Source organism: Martelella mediterranea (assembly GCF_021021415.1).
GTDB lineage: Bacteria > Pseudomonadota > Alphaproteobacteria > Rhizobiales > Rhizobiaceae > Martelella > Martelella mediterranea_C.
Window position 1 is genome coordinate 231,847 of sequence record NZ_JAINWJ010000005.1, and the last position, 14,414, is coordinate 246,260.

Consider the following 14,414-nt stretch of genomic DNA (forward strand, 5'->3'; position numbering starts at 1 on the left):
CCCGTTCAATAGCCGAGCGGCGGCATGGGCTGGTCCTTGGGCTCCGCCGCCCGCATATCGTCGGTATCATCGGTATTGAGATCCTGATAGGCGCGGTAGGTCAAAACCAGAAGGAAGGCAAAGAAGGAAAAGGCGATCACGATCGCCGTCAGGATCAGCGCCTGCGGCAGCGGGTTTGCCGTTCCCGAGGGCAGCGTGTCCATGCTTTTCGGAATGATCGGCGGCACGAAGCCGCTGACCCGCCCGGCGGTAAAGATCAGCAGATTGACCGCATTGCTGAGAATGGCGATGCCCAGCATGATGCGCACGCTGTGGCGCGACAGCATCAGGTAGATCGCGGCGGTAAAGAAGATGCCGACAAGGCACGAGAGCACGAACTCCATCAGACATGGTCCCTTTCTTCAAGGGCCAGGAAGATCGACGATATCGCTCCGAAAACCACGAGATAGACGCCGATATCGAAGGTGGTGACCGTCGAGATCGGCACTTCCACGCCGTAGATCACCGGATAGATCCAGTGCGCCGTCATGAATGGGGTATGCGCGAAGATCGAGATCAAGCCCGAGAGCGCCGCGAGCAGAAGCCCCGCTCCGGCATAGGCCAGCGGATGGAAATGGATCGCCCGGCGCACCGCCGAGACCCCCATGGCAATACCGAAAATGGCGATTGCCGAGGCCGCGATCAGACCGCCGATAAAGCCGCCGCCAGGCGCATTGTGGCCGCGCAGCAGAACGTAGATCGAAAACAGCATCATCAACGCCGACAGGAATGGCGCCGCCGTTCTGAAGATCAGCGTGTTCATCGGACCTCGCTTTCTGTCGGTTCCTTGGGGGTGGTGCCGGTCCTTGTGTTGCGCAGCCGGATCAGGGCCAGAATGGCAAGCCCGGTGATCATCACCACGGCAATCTCGCCGAGCGTATCCGTTCCGCGGAAGTCGACGATGATAACGTTGACGACGTTGTGCCCGTGGGCGATCACCTTCGAATAGCTGTTGAAGAACTCCGACAGCCGGTCATTGAACGGCACCTGGGTGACGCGCATCAAGAGCAGCGTGAAACCGAGCCCGCAAATGACGGCAAGCGCGCCGTCGAACAGCCTTTGCCCCATCGCGCGGTGGTCGGATGGCGTCAGGTTGAGGCGGGTCATGACCAGCGTCAGAATGACCACCGACAGGGTTTCGACCATGAACTGCGTGAAGGACAGGTCGGGCGCGCCGAGCAGCAGAAACAGAACGGCCACCGAAAAGCCCTGGATGCCGAGCGTCACGATCGCCGTCAGCCGGTTATGCGCCCCGATCACCGCGCCAAGCCCGATCACGGCAAGCAGCAGGATCACCCAGTGCGCGAGGTGGAGATCCTCCGGCAGGCCCTGCCATACCGGCAATTCGCCGAACGAGAACAGCGAGGCCATCAGCACGGCCGCGACAAGCACGAAGGTCGCGGTGATGTAGAATTCGAGCCGTCCCGGCTGGATCGTCTGCGTCACCCTGAATGACAGTCTCACGAGACCGCGCATGAAACTGTCAAACCAGAGATCCGGCCCGGGGCCAAGCCGCGTCAGCATGCCGGCCATCGCCCCCCTCAACGCGTCAAGCCGCCAGTAGATCACCAGCGCGATCGCGACGGTCAGCACCGACAGCACCAGCGGCAGGCCGATATGCGGGATCAGCGACAGATGGATGCTGATCTCCTCGCCCGCGACGGCGCTCGCCATCGGACCCGAAAAATGGGTATTGAAGTAGTGCGCGAACACGGCGGAAAGCAGGCCGGCAAGGCCGAGCGTGATCGGCCCGAGCCACATCAGCGCCGGTCCCTCGTGGGCGTGTTTCGGCGTCTCGGTCTTCGCGCCGATAAACGGCTTCAGCCCGACGCCGAAGCCGACGGCGAACATCAGCGCGTTGCCGATGATCGCGACGATCAGAAAGATGGTCGCGAACGTTGTTCCGGCATCGAGCGATTCGTAGATCCCTTCCTTGGCGAGGAAGCCCACGAATGGCGGCAGGCCGCCCATCGATATCGCGCCGGCAAGCCCGGCCGCAAAGGTGATCGGCATCGCCTTCGCCAGGCCACCAAGTTTCGTCAGGTCGCGGGTGCCGGTTTCGTGGTCGATCAGCCCGGCGACCATGAACAGCCCGCCCTTGAACAGCGCGTGGGCGATCAGATAGAGCACCGCGCCCTCGACCGCGTGTTCGATGCCCATGCCGGTCATCATCACCATCAGCCCGAGCGAGGCGACGGTGGTGTAGGCGAGCATCAGCTTCAGGTCGGTCTGGCGCACGGCCAGCACCGTGCCAACCAGCAGCGTGACGCCGCCGAACACCGGCAGCACGGTCATCCACGCCGCGGTATCGCCCATGACCGGGTTGAGCCGCATCAGCAGATAGACGCCCGCCTTCACCATGGTGGCGGAGTGCAGATAGGCCGAAACCGGCGTCGGCGCCTCCATGGCGTTCGGCAGCCAGAAATGGAACGGAAACTGCGCCGATTTGGTGAACGCGCCGCCGAGCACCAGAATGAACGCGGCAATATAAAGCGGGCTCTGCCGCAGCACATCGCCGCTTGCCAGCAGTTCCGAAAGCCCGTTCGCGCCGGTGATATACTGGATCGTCAGCACGCCGGCGAGCAAAGCCAGCCCGCCGCCGCCGGTCACCACCAGCGCCTGGATCGCGGCGCGACGCGAGGCATCCTTTTCATGGTCGAAGCCGATGAGCAGGAACGAGGTGATCGAGGTCAGCTCCCAGAAGATGAACAGCATCAGCAGCCCATCGGAGATCACCACGCCGAGCATGGCCCCCATGAACATGAACATGAAGGACAGGAACCGCGCCTGCTGCGGGTGGCCCTTCATATAGCCCCCGGCATAAAGCACGATCAGCGTTCCGATGCCGGTAATCAGCAGCGCGAAGGTCAGCGAAAGACCGTCGATCAGGAAGGAAAAGCGAAGGCCCAGGCTCGGCACCCAGTCATAACCGCCGGTCAGCGCCTCGCCGTCAGCAACGCGCGGCACGAGGCGGGCGAACTGGACCAGCGAAAACAGCGGCAGCAGCGCCAGAAGCCAGGGCGCGAGGGATTTGAAGATGCGGTAGAGGATCGGAGATAAAACCGCCCCGATGAAGGGCAGAAGAAGGGCCAGAAATATAAGTGTCGTCTCACTGGGCGACATAGCATCTCCAAAAATTAGTCTGCCGGGCATCCACGCAACTGAACCTGATCAGTTACGTTAAGTTTAGCATGCGCTCAACCGCGTCCAAGTCTTTTTCACAAGCGCAAAACCGCAAACGCCCTCCATGGCCAGCTTTCCTGCCAAGGCATTGCTTTTTCTGAGCCTACGACACATCTATCGCTACAGACAGCCATTAAACGTGAAAAACCGTTGGAGCGCGACTTTGACAGACATCAATAAACAGAAAAATCCCGCAAGCGAAGAAGAATGGCGCGACAAATTGACGCCGGAGCAGTTTCACATCCTGCGCGAACATGGCACCGAACGCCCCTTTACCGGCCCGTACTGGGATAGTTTCGAAATCGGCACCTATTACTGCGCCGGCTGTGAGACTCCGCTGTTCCGCTCGGATACCAAGTTCGATGCCGGCTGCGGCTGGCCGAGCTTCTTCGAACCGGTCAGGAAGGACGCCGTGATCGAACTGCGCGATGATTCTCTCGGCATGGTGCGCACCGAGATCCGCTGCGCCACCTGCGGCGGCCACCTCGGCCACGTCTTCCCCGATGGCCCCAAGCCCACCGGCCTGCGCTATTGCATGAACGGCCACGCAATGCATTTCGTGCCTGACGAGAAGTAGCCCCAAGCCGCCGTACTTGACGGCGAGCCTCTGCGCCCTCGATCCCGTGTGATGGACGATTGAGGGCGTAACTTTATGTTTTTTCAGGGTTTTACCGCGAAACCGCGACCGGCTTTCGCGCCGCTTTCTTGTATATTAGACAGCGCTAACACGAGAGCGACCGGCTAACGGCAGCGGCACGAGGAAGCCGGTTACCGTCAGCCGGTCGACCCCACGAGACCAGGAGATGCGGCGGACCTGAGCATCATGGGGCAACTGCTTAAAGCAGCTAAAGTAAAGTTGAACGCACACAGAAAATAATCAACCGTTTTTAACAGTTCGCGCTCAATTCAGTCTATTTTATGGTTAATTACGTGAGCTCTATTCGATTAGATTATCGAACGGGAAAGTGAAGTTCGCTTTTCATGTCAGGCAGCGTGCCCAACAGCGCGGTTCACTTCACCCGGCAATGCTCGAGGGGCTTCAGCCCACTTCCATCAACGCCGATTTGAACACCGGGATATCGTCGCCCTCCGCCGAGCCAAGCACACCCGCGCGGGCGCGCTCATCGGCGATCTGCCGCCAGCTTGCATCCAGCATGGTATGCAGCGCATGGATCGCGTGTTCTGCATCATCCCTGCCCCGATCCGGATAGAGGATGGCAAACAGTCCGGCCTCGACATGGCTCGCCGCCTCGCGGCCCCGCAGGTGGTAGCGGATCAGCGACGCCACGGCCGCGGCACTTTCGTCGGCCACGCTTTCGGGAACCCTGAGTACGCCCATGTAAAGCGGTTCTCCGGCCTCGCTCGCCTCGCGCTTCAGCGTGTTGAGCGCGCGGGCAAAACCATCCGGCGCCAGCAGCCCCTCGCCCGCTTCAGTCGGCGGCGCGTCCTCGGCCGCATCCGTCATGCCGGCGCCCATGGTCGCGATGAAACGCTTGCGGCGCAGATGCAGCAGCGCCCGCAGCACCAGTTCGCCGGTTTCGCCTGGCCAGTCCATGCAATCATCCGCGCTGCGGGCGGCGTCGCTGGAGACGACCGACAGCCCGCCCGGCTCCGACAGCGCGAACAGCGGCACGAAGCGCATGCCCGGCACGCAGCGAAGCTGGCCGCAGATCCGCATGGCATCGGAAAGCTGAGGCCCGCCGTGAACGAGCACGAGATCGAAACGGTGACTTGCGGCCAGATAAAGCGCCTCCGGCAGATCGCCGGTGGCGATCGTCGTGGTCAGCGACAGCATGGATTTGAGGATATCCTGCCGAAGCGCCGCGTCCTCGGCGACCACAAGCACCTTCACATTGTCATCGGGCACGGGATCGGCCTGGGTGCGCACCGCGGCGCGCTCCCACGTCCCCGCCTCCCTCTGCAGCGCATTGTAGCGCAGCAGCGCCGAAATCCGCGCAGCGGCGGCATTCAGATTGTGCTCCAGCCCGATCACGTCGTCGGCGCCGGCGCGAAGCGCTGCCAGCCTGAGGCCGGCATCGGCCTTTTCCGGCGTTATGATCGCGACCGGCGCGGCAATGCCCGAATCATGCTCCTTCAAAATCCCGCAGCAGGAGAGCGCCGGCGCGGGATCCTCGTCATCGACGGCGACGAGGATCAGGCTTGCGGCGTTGACCGCCGCCATCATGCCGTCGCTGTCGGAAAAATCGGCCTGGTAGAAACCGACCGGCCACGAACTGAGCATCGCGGCGAGCGTCTGGGCCACAGCCCCCTCGCCGCCGATCAGAACGATGCTTTCTTCGCCGAAGCTATTCACGGTCGTTTCCTCAGGCATCGCCCAGATAGGTTCTCACGGTCTTGATGAAGTTCGGCACCGAAACGGGTTTGGAAAGATAGGCGTCGCATCCGGCCTCGCGGATGCGCTCCTCGTCGCCGCGCATGGCGAACGCCGTGATCGCGACGATCGGTATTGTCGCCAATTCGGCGTCGGCTTTCAAGCTGCGGGCAATATCGATGCCGGAACGCTCCGGCAACTGGATATCCATCAGAATAAGCCCCGGCCGAAACAGCCGTGCCAGTTCCACCGCATCGGCGCCCGTGCGGCTTTCCACCGCCTCATATCCAGAGGCTTCCACCAGATCGCGAAACAGTTTCATATTCAAATCGTTATCTTCTACAATCAGAACCTGTTTCGCCATCTGACGCAATCCCCTGGCACCGGCCCATGGTCCGGCTTGCAACGCGCCGGTGAAACGCTAGAATCGCTCTCACCGAATTATGAGCGCATCATCGACCAAGTTTAGGCCGATTTGGTTAAGAAACGGAAATCCGCGTGCAAAATTTTGCCGATCCATCTGAAAATCCCTCGCGCGAACATGCGCTGGCCGTCGAAATTCTGGTCTGGCTTTCCGGCGAACCGGAGCTTTTGAACCGGTTTTCAGCGCTGACCGGAATCAATATCGGCGAATTGCGCGCGCTCTCGCAAAGTCCCGGCTTCGAAAGCGCCATGATCGGTTTCATCGCCGGGCATGAACCCACGCTGATGGCGTTTTGCCATGACTGCAAGGTGAAGCCGGAAACGGTTTCCTATGCCTGGCAGAAGCTTGAATATGGCGGACAGGTCGATTGAAAACGGTTGAACACGAGGAGCTTTCCGGCCTGCAGATCGGCGACCGTCCCCTGGTGGTTGTCGATGTCGACGAGGTCGTGCTGCAATTCCTCGAGCCATTCAAGGCCTTCCTCAGGGCCCATGACCATGAACTGGTGCTGGAGACCTTCAGCCTGAACGGCAATGTGACCAGCCTTGCGACCGGCGAAAAGATTCCCGATGCCGATGTCGGCGCCTTTCTAACGGCGTTCTACGACGCCCAGGAGGAATGGCAGGAGCCGTTCGACGCCGCGCGCGAAACGCTCACTGGCCTCAGCGAAATCGCCGACGTCCTGCTGCTCACCGCCATGCCGCCGCGCCACCGCGAGGCCCGCCGCCGCCTGCTGTCCCGTTTCGGATTCGGCTTTCCGCTGATTGCCTCGGAGGAGCCGAAGGGCGCGGTGCTGAGCGCGCTTTGCAGCAAGGACCCGCCGGTTCTGATCTTCGTGGACGACATGCTCTACAATTGCCGATCGGTTGCCGAGTCCCTGCCCGACGCGCTGACGATCAACCTGCTGATCAATGACGATTATCGCGCGATGGCGCCGAAGACCGAAGCCCCGTCCGTGGTCGCGACCGGTTGGGACCACGCCGACCGGCTGATCCGCCGCCACATCGCCGAAAACGGTTGATCGCCATCGCAACGCTGCTTGCCTTGCGGCGGTCACGGCGGTAATTTCGGGTGTTCAACCTTTGTTCTGATGGTCATGGCCGAGACGACGCCCACTCCGGAAGCCTTGTGCCGCGATTGCCTGAAGGCGACCGTGGGCGAGGCGCGTCGCTGCCGCCATTGCGGCAGTCCCCGGCTGTTGCGTCACACCGAACTGCATACGTTGTCGATCGCCCATATCGATTGCGACGCGTTCTATGCCGCGATTGAAAAGCGCGACAATCCCGAGCTTGCCGACAAGCCGCTGATCATCGGCGGCGGCAAGCGCGGCGTGGTCTCCACCGCCTGCTATATCGCCCGAATCAGCGGCGTGAAATCGGCGATGCCGATGTTCAAGGCGCTGGAGGCCTGTCCGGATGCGGTGGTGATCCGCCCGAACATGGAGAAATACGTCGCCGTCGGTCGCCAGTTGCGGGCGATGATGCTGGAACTGACGCCGCTGGTCGAACCGCTCTCGATCGATGAGGCCTTTCTCGATCTTACCGGCACAGGCAGGCTGCATCGGGCAAGCCCCGCCGTCACGCTCGCACGGTTTGCCAAGCGCGTGGAGGCGGAACTCGGCATCACCATTTCCATCGGCCTGTCCTATTGCAAATTCCTCGCCAAGATCGCCTCCGACCTCAACAAGCCGCGCGGCTTTTCGGTCATCGGCGAGGCGGAAGCCAAGAGCTTCCTCGCCGACAAGCCGGTCGGGATGATCTGGGGCGTCGGCAAGGCGTTCACCGAAACGCTGAAGCGCGACGGCATCACCACGATCGGCCAGTTCCAGACCATGGAGAAGAATGAGCTGCTGCGCCGCTACGGGGTGATCGGCCCGAGGCTCTACCACCTCGCCCGCGGCGAGGATACGCGCTCCGTCAAGCCGGAACGGGGAACCAAGAGCATCTCCAACGAGACCACCTTCAACACCGACATTTCTGATCTCGAGGAGCTAAGCGCCATCCTCCGGCGCTTGAGCGAAAAGACCGCCCGCCGCGCCAAGGCGGCCGGCTTTGCCGGGCATACGGTGGTGCTGAAGCTGAAGACCGCCGACTTCAAGATCCGCACCCGCAACCGCCATCTGAGCGCCCCCACCCAGCTTGCCGACCGGATCTTCTCCAACGGGCTCTCCCTGCTGAAGAACGAGACCGACGGCACAAAATACCGCCTGATCGGCATCGGCATTTCCGACCTCTGCGACCCCGCCACCGCCGACCCACCGGACCTCGTCGACCCCGGCGCCGCCAAACGCGCCGCCGCAGAGGGCGCGATCGACCGCCTGCGCGGTAAATACGGACTGGCGGCGGTGGAGACGGGCTATACGTTTCGGCCGGACCGGGGGAAGTCGGGCCGAGATGAGTGAGACAAACTCAACGGAGCTTTGTGGCTGAAACAGCCTCGACGTCCGTTTCCGACCCGCCGCCAATAGAGAGCCCCTCAGCCCCGATCTACCCCCTTGAGGGCAGGGTTATCGCACATGACTTTGTCGCATAGCCCCCCAATCTTCTCGCCCCGGAGGGGAGAGATGTCGCGAAAGCGACAGTGAGGGGGGAGCCTATCACCGCGAACGCCTTCACAGCTTTGGGATGCTGCGCCACCCTCACTGTCGCTTTCGGGGCATCTCTCCCGCAAGCGGGAGAGAGTATTGGGAGCAAGCTGCTACGCCATATACGATAACCCTGCCCTGAGCGGGAGATGGCGACAGAGAGGGGTATCGGGCACAAACCGCAACCTCCGAATTTGAGGAAAGGGTTCACCCCTCTCTGCCCCTGTCGGGGCATCTCCCCCTCAAGGGGGGAGATTGTTTGCTGCACGGCCTCAGCCCCGCTCAAGCAGCGCCCTTCTGCGGGCGCATGTCGTTGGCGTCGATGCCGGCGACGACAACGGGCTTCTTCATCGCGTCGCGGCGGAAGGGTTCGCCCAGTTCCTGGTTGAGCAGCACCTCAATGAAGGTGGTTTCCTTGTTGGCGAGCTGCCGCTCCACCGCGGCCGTCAGCGCCTCGGTCAGTTCCTGCTGGCTGCGGACCTGGGCGCCGTGCGCGCCGCAGGCCTTGGCGATCGCGGCATAGGAGGTGTCGCGGTCAAGCTCGGTGCCGACGAAGTTGTTGTCGTACCACAGCGTCGTGTTGCGCTTTTCCGCGCCCCACTGATAGTTGCGGAAGATCACCATGGTGATCGCCGGCCAGGGATCGCGCCCGCAGGCGGTCATCTCGTTCATAGAGATGCCGAACGCGCCATCGCCCGCAAAGCCGATCACCGGCGTATCGGGATTGCCGATCTTGGCGCCGAGGATCGCGGGGAAACCGTAACCGCAGGGGCCGAACAGCCCGGGCGCCAGATATTTCCGGCCCTTTTCGAAGGTCGGATAGGCATTGCCGATCGCGCAGTTATTGCCGATGTCGGAGGAAACGATCGCCTCCTGCGGCACAGCCTGCATGATCGCCCGCCACGCCTGACGCGGCGACATCAGATCCGCGTCGCGGGTGCGCGCGCCGGCATTCCATTCCGTGCCCGGATCGTCATCCTCGTGATCGAGGCTCGTCAGTTCCTGCGCCCAGCGCGACTTGGTCTGGGATACGAGATGCTTGCGGTCCGCGCGCCCGGCATCGCCGGCGGTTTCGGAAAGCTGCGCCAGAATGCCGCGCGCCACCTTGCCGGCGTCGCCCTGAATGCCGACCGTCACCTTCTTGGTGAGGCCGATACGCGAAGCGTTGATGTCGACCTGGATGATCTTGGCGTCCTTCGGCCAGTAATCGATGCCGTAGCCCGGCAGGGTCGAGAACGGATTGAGGCGGGTGCCGAGCGCCAGCACCACATCGGCCTTGGCGATGATCTCCATGCCGGCCTTGGAACCGTTATAGCCGAGCGGCCCCATGGCCAGCGGATGCGAACCCGGAAAGCTGTCATTGTGCTGGTAATTGCTGCAGACCGGCGCATCGAGCCGCTCGGCAAGCTGGATCAGATCCGGGATCGCGCCGGACAGCACAACGCCCGCGCCCGACAGAATCACCGGGAACTTCGCTTCCGAGAGCAGCTTCGCGGCTTCCGCGACGGCCAGTTCGCCACCCGCCGGACGCTCGAAGGCGACAACCTGCGGCAGCTCGACATCGATCACCTGGGTCCACATATCGCGCGGAATGTTCATCTGCGCCGGCGCGGAGTTGCGCCAGGCTTCCATGATCACCCGGTTCAGCACTTCGGGAATGCGCGAGGGGTCGCGGACCTCTTCCTGATAGCTGACGCAATCGGCGAACAGCCGCATCTGCTCCATTTCCTGGAAACCGCCCTGCCCGATCGTCTTGTTGGCAGCCTGCGGGGTTACCAGCAGCAGCGGCGTATGGTTCCAGTAGGCAGTCTTGACCGGGGTCACGAAGCCGGTGACGCCGGGGCCGTTCTGGGCGATCGCCATCGACATCTTGCCGGTGGAGCGGGTGAAGCCGTCGGCCATCAGCCCGGCATTGGTTTCATGCGCGCAGTCCCAGAAGGTGATGCCGGCTTTCGGAAACAGGTCGCTGACGGGCATCATCGCCGAGCCGATAATGCCGAAGGCATGCTCGATGCCATGCATCTGCAGAACTTTGACGAATGCTTCCTCGGTGGTCATTTTCATCGTTGTTTTTCCTTACTTCCGCTCGTCACGGTAATGATAGAGTTGATAGAGGCCCCATTGGCCGAGCCGGCGGAAGGGCGTCTTCCAGCCCTCGTGTTTCAGTTCATTGCCGTAGATCGGCAGGTCGGGGATCGGCTCGCCGGCGACAAGCTGGGCCATGCGGCGTCCGGCCATGGCCGAATACATCACCCCGTTGCCGCCATAGCCCAGCGAATAATAGGCACCCGGCAGGTCCGGCATGCCGGTGATGCGCGGCATCATGTCGTGGGAGACATCGACCCAGCCCCACCAGCTATAGTCGAGCTCGACGCCCGCGAGCGCCGGGAACTTGCGGGTAATCGCATCGCAGAGCCCCTTGAGATGCGCCGGGTTCGAGGCATCGCGCCCGGTGATCGCCGCGCGCGAACCGATCTGCAGCCGGTTGTCGGGCAGCAGGCGGTAGTAGTTACGCAGCGTGCGGGTGTCGGTCAGTGGGGAGAATTTTTTGATGCCGACGGACTGCAGTTCGTCTTCGGTCAGAACGCGGGTGACGACGCTGTTCGACATGATCGGCAGCAACCGGTCTTTCACCCGTGGATGCAGCCCGCGCGGCGCATAGGCGGCCGTGGCGACCGCCACGCGCTTCGTCCGCACCGTGCCGCGCGGGGTCTTCAGATGGTGGACGCCGTCCTTGTATTCCCAACCCTGAACCGGGCTGTCGGTATGCACCTTCGCGCCCAGTTCACGGGCGACGCGCAGATAGCCGAAGGCGAGTTTGGCGGCGTGGATGCCGGTGCCATCCGGCTCCCACATCGCGCCATGGGCCTCCATGTCGCGGGCGACGGTTTCATGTAGTTCCTCGCGGGTCAGCATCCGCGCGCCATAGCCGAACTTGTCGTTCAGAAGCCGCGTCTCGGCCTCCAGCGACGGCATGGCGGATGCCTTGTGGGCGATGTAGTAATGCCCGCCATCCTGCGGTTCGCAGGCAATGGCGTGGTCGCGCACAAGCCCGCGAAACAGATCGAAGGCCTCGACCATCTCGTCGTGCAGCGCGCGCGCCGTTGGAAGGTCCCAGCGCTCGATCCACTGGCTGCGCTTCAGCCGGCCGGCGCTGATCTGCGCCTGACCGCCATTGCGGGTGGAGCAGCCATAGGCCACGCCGTTGGCCTCCAGCACCGTCGCCTTGATGCCGTGCATCTTGGCAAGGTGGATCGCGGTCGAAAGCCCGGTATAGCCGGAGCCGATCACCACCGCGTCGACATCCATGTCGGAGGTCACGGGGCCGTCATCCTCGGGCGTTTCGTCGGCCGTGCCGATCCAGTAGGTCGGCGCGTAGTCGCTGCCCGGGCCGAGCGTGCGGTCGGTCAGGGGATCATAATGCGGATCGAACGGCTTCGATCCCAGGCGTTTTGCATTGACCTGCATGATCGTCTCACATCACTTTGCGGGTATGGCAGGGCGCTGTTTGCGGATCGCCTGCTTTTCGACAATCTGGCCGTCCCGGATCCGGAACAGGTCAACGCCCTGAACCTCGGTGCGGGTGCCGTCGGGATTGGTGGCGCGGAAGGTCCACTGGCTGACGCCGCGCGATCCGTCCTCGGACATGAAATGGCTGTGATCGGCCCACACCACGTCCGGCATCGCGGTCCAGACGCCGACGAAGGCCTTGGCGATCGCCTCCTTGCCCTCGATCCGGTTGCCGTATTCGTGATCGCCGGCGACGGTGAAGAACACACAGTCATCAGCGAAATGGGTCATCACACCGTCGATATCGTGGCGGTTGAAGGCGTCGAAGGTGGCCTTCAGGTCGTCTGCGGAGAGTTTTTTATTATGTGCAGTCATGGGAGTTTTCCTTGCCCTAGTAGCCCATCATTCGCGGCAGCCAGAGAGAGATTGCCGGGAAGCTGGCGATGATGAAGATTGCGATGACCGAGGCGATCGCGAACGGAATTGCGCGCAGGCTGATCCGCTCGATCGAAATCCCGGAAATGCCGGATGCGATGAACAGGTTCTCGCCAAGCGGCGGCGTCTGGAAGCCGACAGACAGCGTGCAGATCATCACGATGCCAAAATGGACCGGATCGATGCCCATCATGTAGGCGACCGGCAGCATCACCGGCACCAGGATCATGATCGCCGCGAGCGTTTCCATGAACATGCCGATGATCAGCAGCAGGCCGATGACCATGGCCCAGATCACATAGAGATTGTCGGTCAGCGACAGGATGCCGCCGGCAATCACGCCCGGCACGTCGTTTTCGACCAGAAGCCGGCCAAAGATCGTGGCCGCGAACAGCACCAGCAACACGCGGCCCGCAAGCCAGGTGGTGGTGTCGAGCGCCTTGATGACCTGCCGGACATCGAGTTCGCGATAGATCACCGCGCCGACGAACAGCGTGTAGAAGATCGCGACGATCGCGGCCTCGGTCGGCGTGAAATAGCCGGAATAGATGCCGCCGAGGATCACGACCGGGGCAAGCAAGGCCCAGAAGCCGTGATAGCCGGCGCTGGCGACGCGCCGCAGCGAGAACGGCTCGTCGGAACCGTGAAAGCCGCGAATCCGGCAGCGGATATAGTTCATGGTCAAAAGACCGCCCGCCATCACCACGCCCGGTAGGACGCCGGCGATGAAAAGCTTGGAGATCGACACCGACTGGAACACGCCATGCGCTTCGATCGCTTCCGGCGGAGGCTGCATGCCCATGGCCGAGATGCCGAAGATCACCATCGGGATCGAGGGCGGAATGATGATGCCGAGACCGCCCGCCGCCGCCGTGACGGAGGCCGCATAGCCCGGTCCGTAGCCCTGGCGCGCCATGGCCGGGATCATCAACATGCCGACGGCGGCCGTCGTCGCGGGCCCCGAGCCCGAAATCGCGCCGAAGAACAGACAGGCCATCACGGTGGCCGCGCCGAGCCCGCCGGTAAACGGACCGGCAAGGCTTTCGGCGAAGGCGATCAGCCGACGGGAAAGACCTGCGGCTTCCATCAGCGCGCCGGCGAGGATGAAGGCGGGCAGCGCCATCAGCGGGAAGGAACCCACCGACGACCATGCCATCTGCACCATCTTGATCGGGTTGTCGCCAAGATAGAGCATGGCGATCAGCGAGGCGACGCCGAGCGCCACCGTGATCGGCGCGCCGAGGATCAGCAGGCCGAAGAACGAGCCGAACAGGATTTCAATCAGAAGGCCGTCCATCAGGGGTGCCTCCGCTCATAGGCGCGCTGTTCGTCGGCGGCGAATTCCATCGCGGCCTCGACGCTCGCCTTGTCGGGATCGGCCGGATCGATGCCCATCACCAGTTTCATGTAATTGACCTGCAGGATGCGGATCGTCATCAGCGTGAACGCGATCGGCAGCGCCAGATAGATGTAGCGCATCTCCCAGCCAAGCGTCTGCGCCTTCACGAACGGCTTCAGGCGGCCGATGAAATCGATTGATTCGATTATGAAAACGATGTTGAAGGCGATCCAGAACGCATCGCCGATCGCCTCGATGATACGCGCCTTCTTGCGCGACATCGCGTTCAGCTGGAAGGTGACGCGGTTATGCGCCGCAATCCGCGCGGCATAGGACGCGCCGAAATAGGCGAACCAGACAAACAGGATGACCGACAGTTCCTCGATCCAGGTGATCGAGAAACCGAACAACTGGCGGGCGACGATCTGCACGAACAGAAGCGTCACGAACACGGCCAGCAGCACACGGCACACATGGCTTTCGAACTTGTCGACAAATGACCAGAATGCGGACATGGCAACCTCGGGAGGATTGGCGTGGACGGCGATGGCGGGAGGGATGCAACGCT

General features: G+C 62.6%; 14 protein-coding genes. 4 read left to right on the forward strand and 10 right to left on the reverse strand.

What is annotated here, in order from left to right; translation table 11 throughout:
* Positions 1 to 5: 5 nt before the first annotated feature.
* Genes K7H91_RS04310 through K7H91_RS04320 form a run of 3 tightly spaced genes read right to left on the reverse strand, consistent with a single transcriptional unit; the run spans position 6 to position 3,162 of the window.
* Positions 6 to 383: a Na+/H+ antiporter subunit C gene (locus K7H91_RS04310; protein WP_230718972.1), complete on the reverse strand. Its 378-nt coding sequence runs from the start codon at positions 381 to 383 to the stop codon at positions 6 to 8.
* Positions 383 to 802 carry a Na(+)/H(+) antiporter subunit B gene (locus K7H91_RS04315; protein ID WP_018066636.1) on the reverse strand — a complete coding sequence of 140 codons (420 nt, stop codon included), beginning with the start codon at positions 800 to 802 and terminating at the stop codon, positions 383 to 385. Before K7H91_RS04315 ends, K7H91_RS04310 begins: the two co-directional genes overlap by 1 nt.
* The gene (locus K7H91_RS04320) at positions 799 to 3,162 is read right to left on the reverse strand and encodes a putative monovalent cation/H+ antiporter subunit A (RefSeq protein ID WP_230718973.1); all 2,364 of its coding nucleotides are present in this window, start codon (positions 3,160 to 3,162) and stop codon (positions 799 to 801) included. The genes K7H91_RS04315 and K7H91_RS04320 overlap by 4 nt, the downstream gene beginning before the upstream one ends.
* 223 nt (positions 3,163 to 3,385) lie before the next feature.
* Between K7H91_RS04320 and msrB the strand changes: the two genes are divergently transcribed.
* Positions 3,386 to 3,799: a peptide-methionine (R)-S-oxide reductase MsrB gene (msrB, locus tag K7H91_RS04325; protein WP_230719021.1), complete on the forward strand. Its 414-nt coding sequence runs from the start codon at positions 3,386 to 3,388 to the stop codon at positions 3,797 to 3,799.
* A gap of 462 nt (positions 3,800 to 4,261) precedes the next feature.
* Here the strand turns inward: msrB and K7H91_RS04330 are convergent, their stop codons facing one another.
* Both K7H91_RS04330 and K7H91_RS04335 read right to left on the reverse strand, forming a co-directional pair.
* Positions 4,262 to 5,536: a hypothetical protein gene (locus K7H91_RS04330; protein ID WP_230718974.1), complete on the reverse strand. Its 1,275-nt coding sequence runs from the start codon at positions 5,534 to 5,536 to the stop codon at positions 4,262 to 4,264.
* A 10-nt stretch (positions 5,537 to 5,546) separates the two neighbouring features.
* A complete protein-coding gene (locus K7H91_RS04335; RefSeq protein WP_018066640.1) occupies positions 5,547 to 5,918 on the reverse strand; it encodes a response regulator in 372 nt (123 codons plus the stop codon).
* 134 nt (positions 5,919 to 6,052) lie between these two features.
* Here K7H91_RS04335 and K7H91_RS04340 point away from each other — a divergent pair, with 134 nt between their 5' ends.
* The 3 genes from K7H91_RS04340 (at position 6,053) to K7H91_RS04350 (ending at position 8,379) form a co-directional block, all read left to right on the forward strand.
* Positions 6,053 to 6,349 (forward strand): DUF3572 domain-containing protein, encoded by a 297-nt coding sequence (locus K7H91_RS04340; RefSeq protein WP_230718975.1) that lies wholly within the window; start codon positions 6,053 to 6,055, stop codon positions 6,347 to 6,349.
* Positions 6,346 to 6,999, forward strand: coding sequence for a hypothetical protein (locus tag K7H91_RS04345; RefSeq protein WP_230718976.1), 654 nt, complete (start codon positions 6,346 to 6,348; stop codon positions 6,997 to 6,999). Before K7H91_RS04340 ends, K7H91_RS04345 begins: the two co-directional genes overlap by 4 nt.
* Positions 7,000 to 7,068: 69 nt before the next feature.
* Entirely contained in the window at positions 7,069 to 8,379 is a 1,311-nt protein-coding gene (locus tag K7H91_RS04350; protein WP_230718977.1) for a DNA polymerase IV, read from the forward strand.
* 465 nt (positions 8,380 to 8,844) lie between these two features.
* Here K7H91_RS04350 and xsc read toward each other — a convergent pair whose 3' ends face one another.
* The 5 genes from xsc to K7H91_RS04375 are packed head-to-tail and all read right to left on the reverse strand — an operon-like array spanning position 8,845 to position 14,361.
* The gene (gene xsc, locus K7H91_RS04355; RefSeq protein ID WP_230718978.1) at positions 8,845 to 10,626 is read right to left on the reverse strand and encodes a sulfoacetaldehyde acetyltransferase; all 1,782 of its coding nucleotides are present in this window, start codon (positions 10,624 to 10,626) and stop codon (positions 8,845 to 8,847) included.
* Between the two features lie 12 nt (positions 10,627 to 10,638).
* Positions 10,639 to 12,030 (reverse strand): NAD(P)/FAD-dependent oxidoreductase, encoded by a 1,392-nt coding sequence (locus K7H91_RS04360; protein WP_230718979.1) that lies wholly within the window; start codon positions 12,028 to 12,030, stop codon positions 10,639 to 10,641.
* A 12-nt stretch (positions 12,031 to 12,042) separates the two neighbouring features.
* Entirely contained in the window at positions 12,043 to 12,447 is a 405-nt protein-coding gene (locus tag K7H91_RS04365; protein WP_230718980.1) for a nuclear transport factor 2 family protein, read from the reverse strand.
* A gap of 16 nt (positions 12,448 to 12,463) precedes the next feature.
* The gene (locus K7H91_RS04370) at positions 12,464 to 13,804 is read right to left on the reverse strand and encodes a TRAP transporter large permease (RefSeq protein WP_230718981.1); all 1,341 of its coding nucleotides are present in this window, start codon (positions 13,802 to 13,804) and stop codon (positions 12,464 to 12,466) included.
* Positions 13,804 to 14,361, reverse strand: a complete 558-nt coding sequence (locus K7H91_RS04375; RefSeq protein ID WP_230718982.1) for a TRAP transporter small permease — start codon at positions 14,359 to 14,361, stop codon at positions 13,804 to 13,806. Before K7H91_RS04375 ends, K7H91_RS04370 begins: the two co-directional genes overlap by 1 nt.
* Between the last annotated feature and the right edge of the window lie 53 nt (positions 14,362 to 14,414).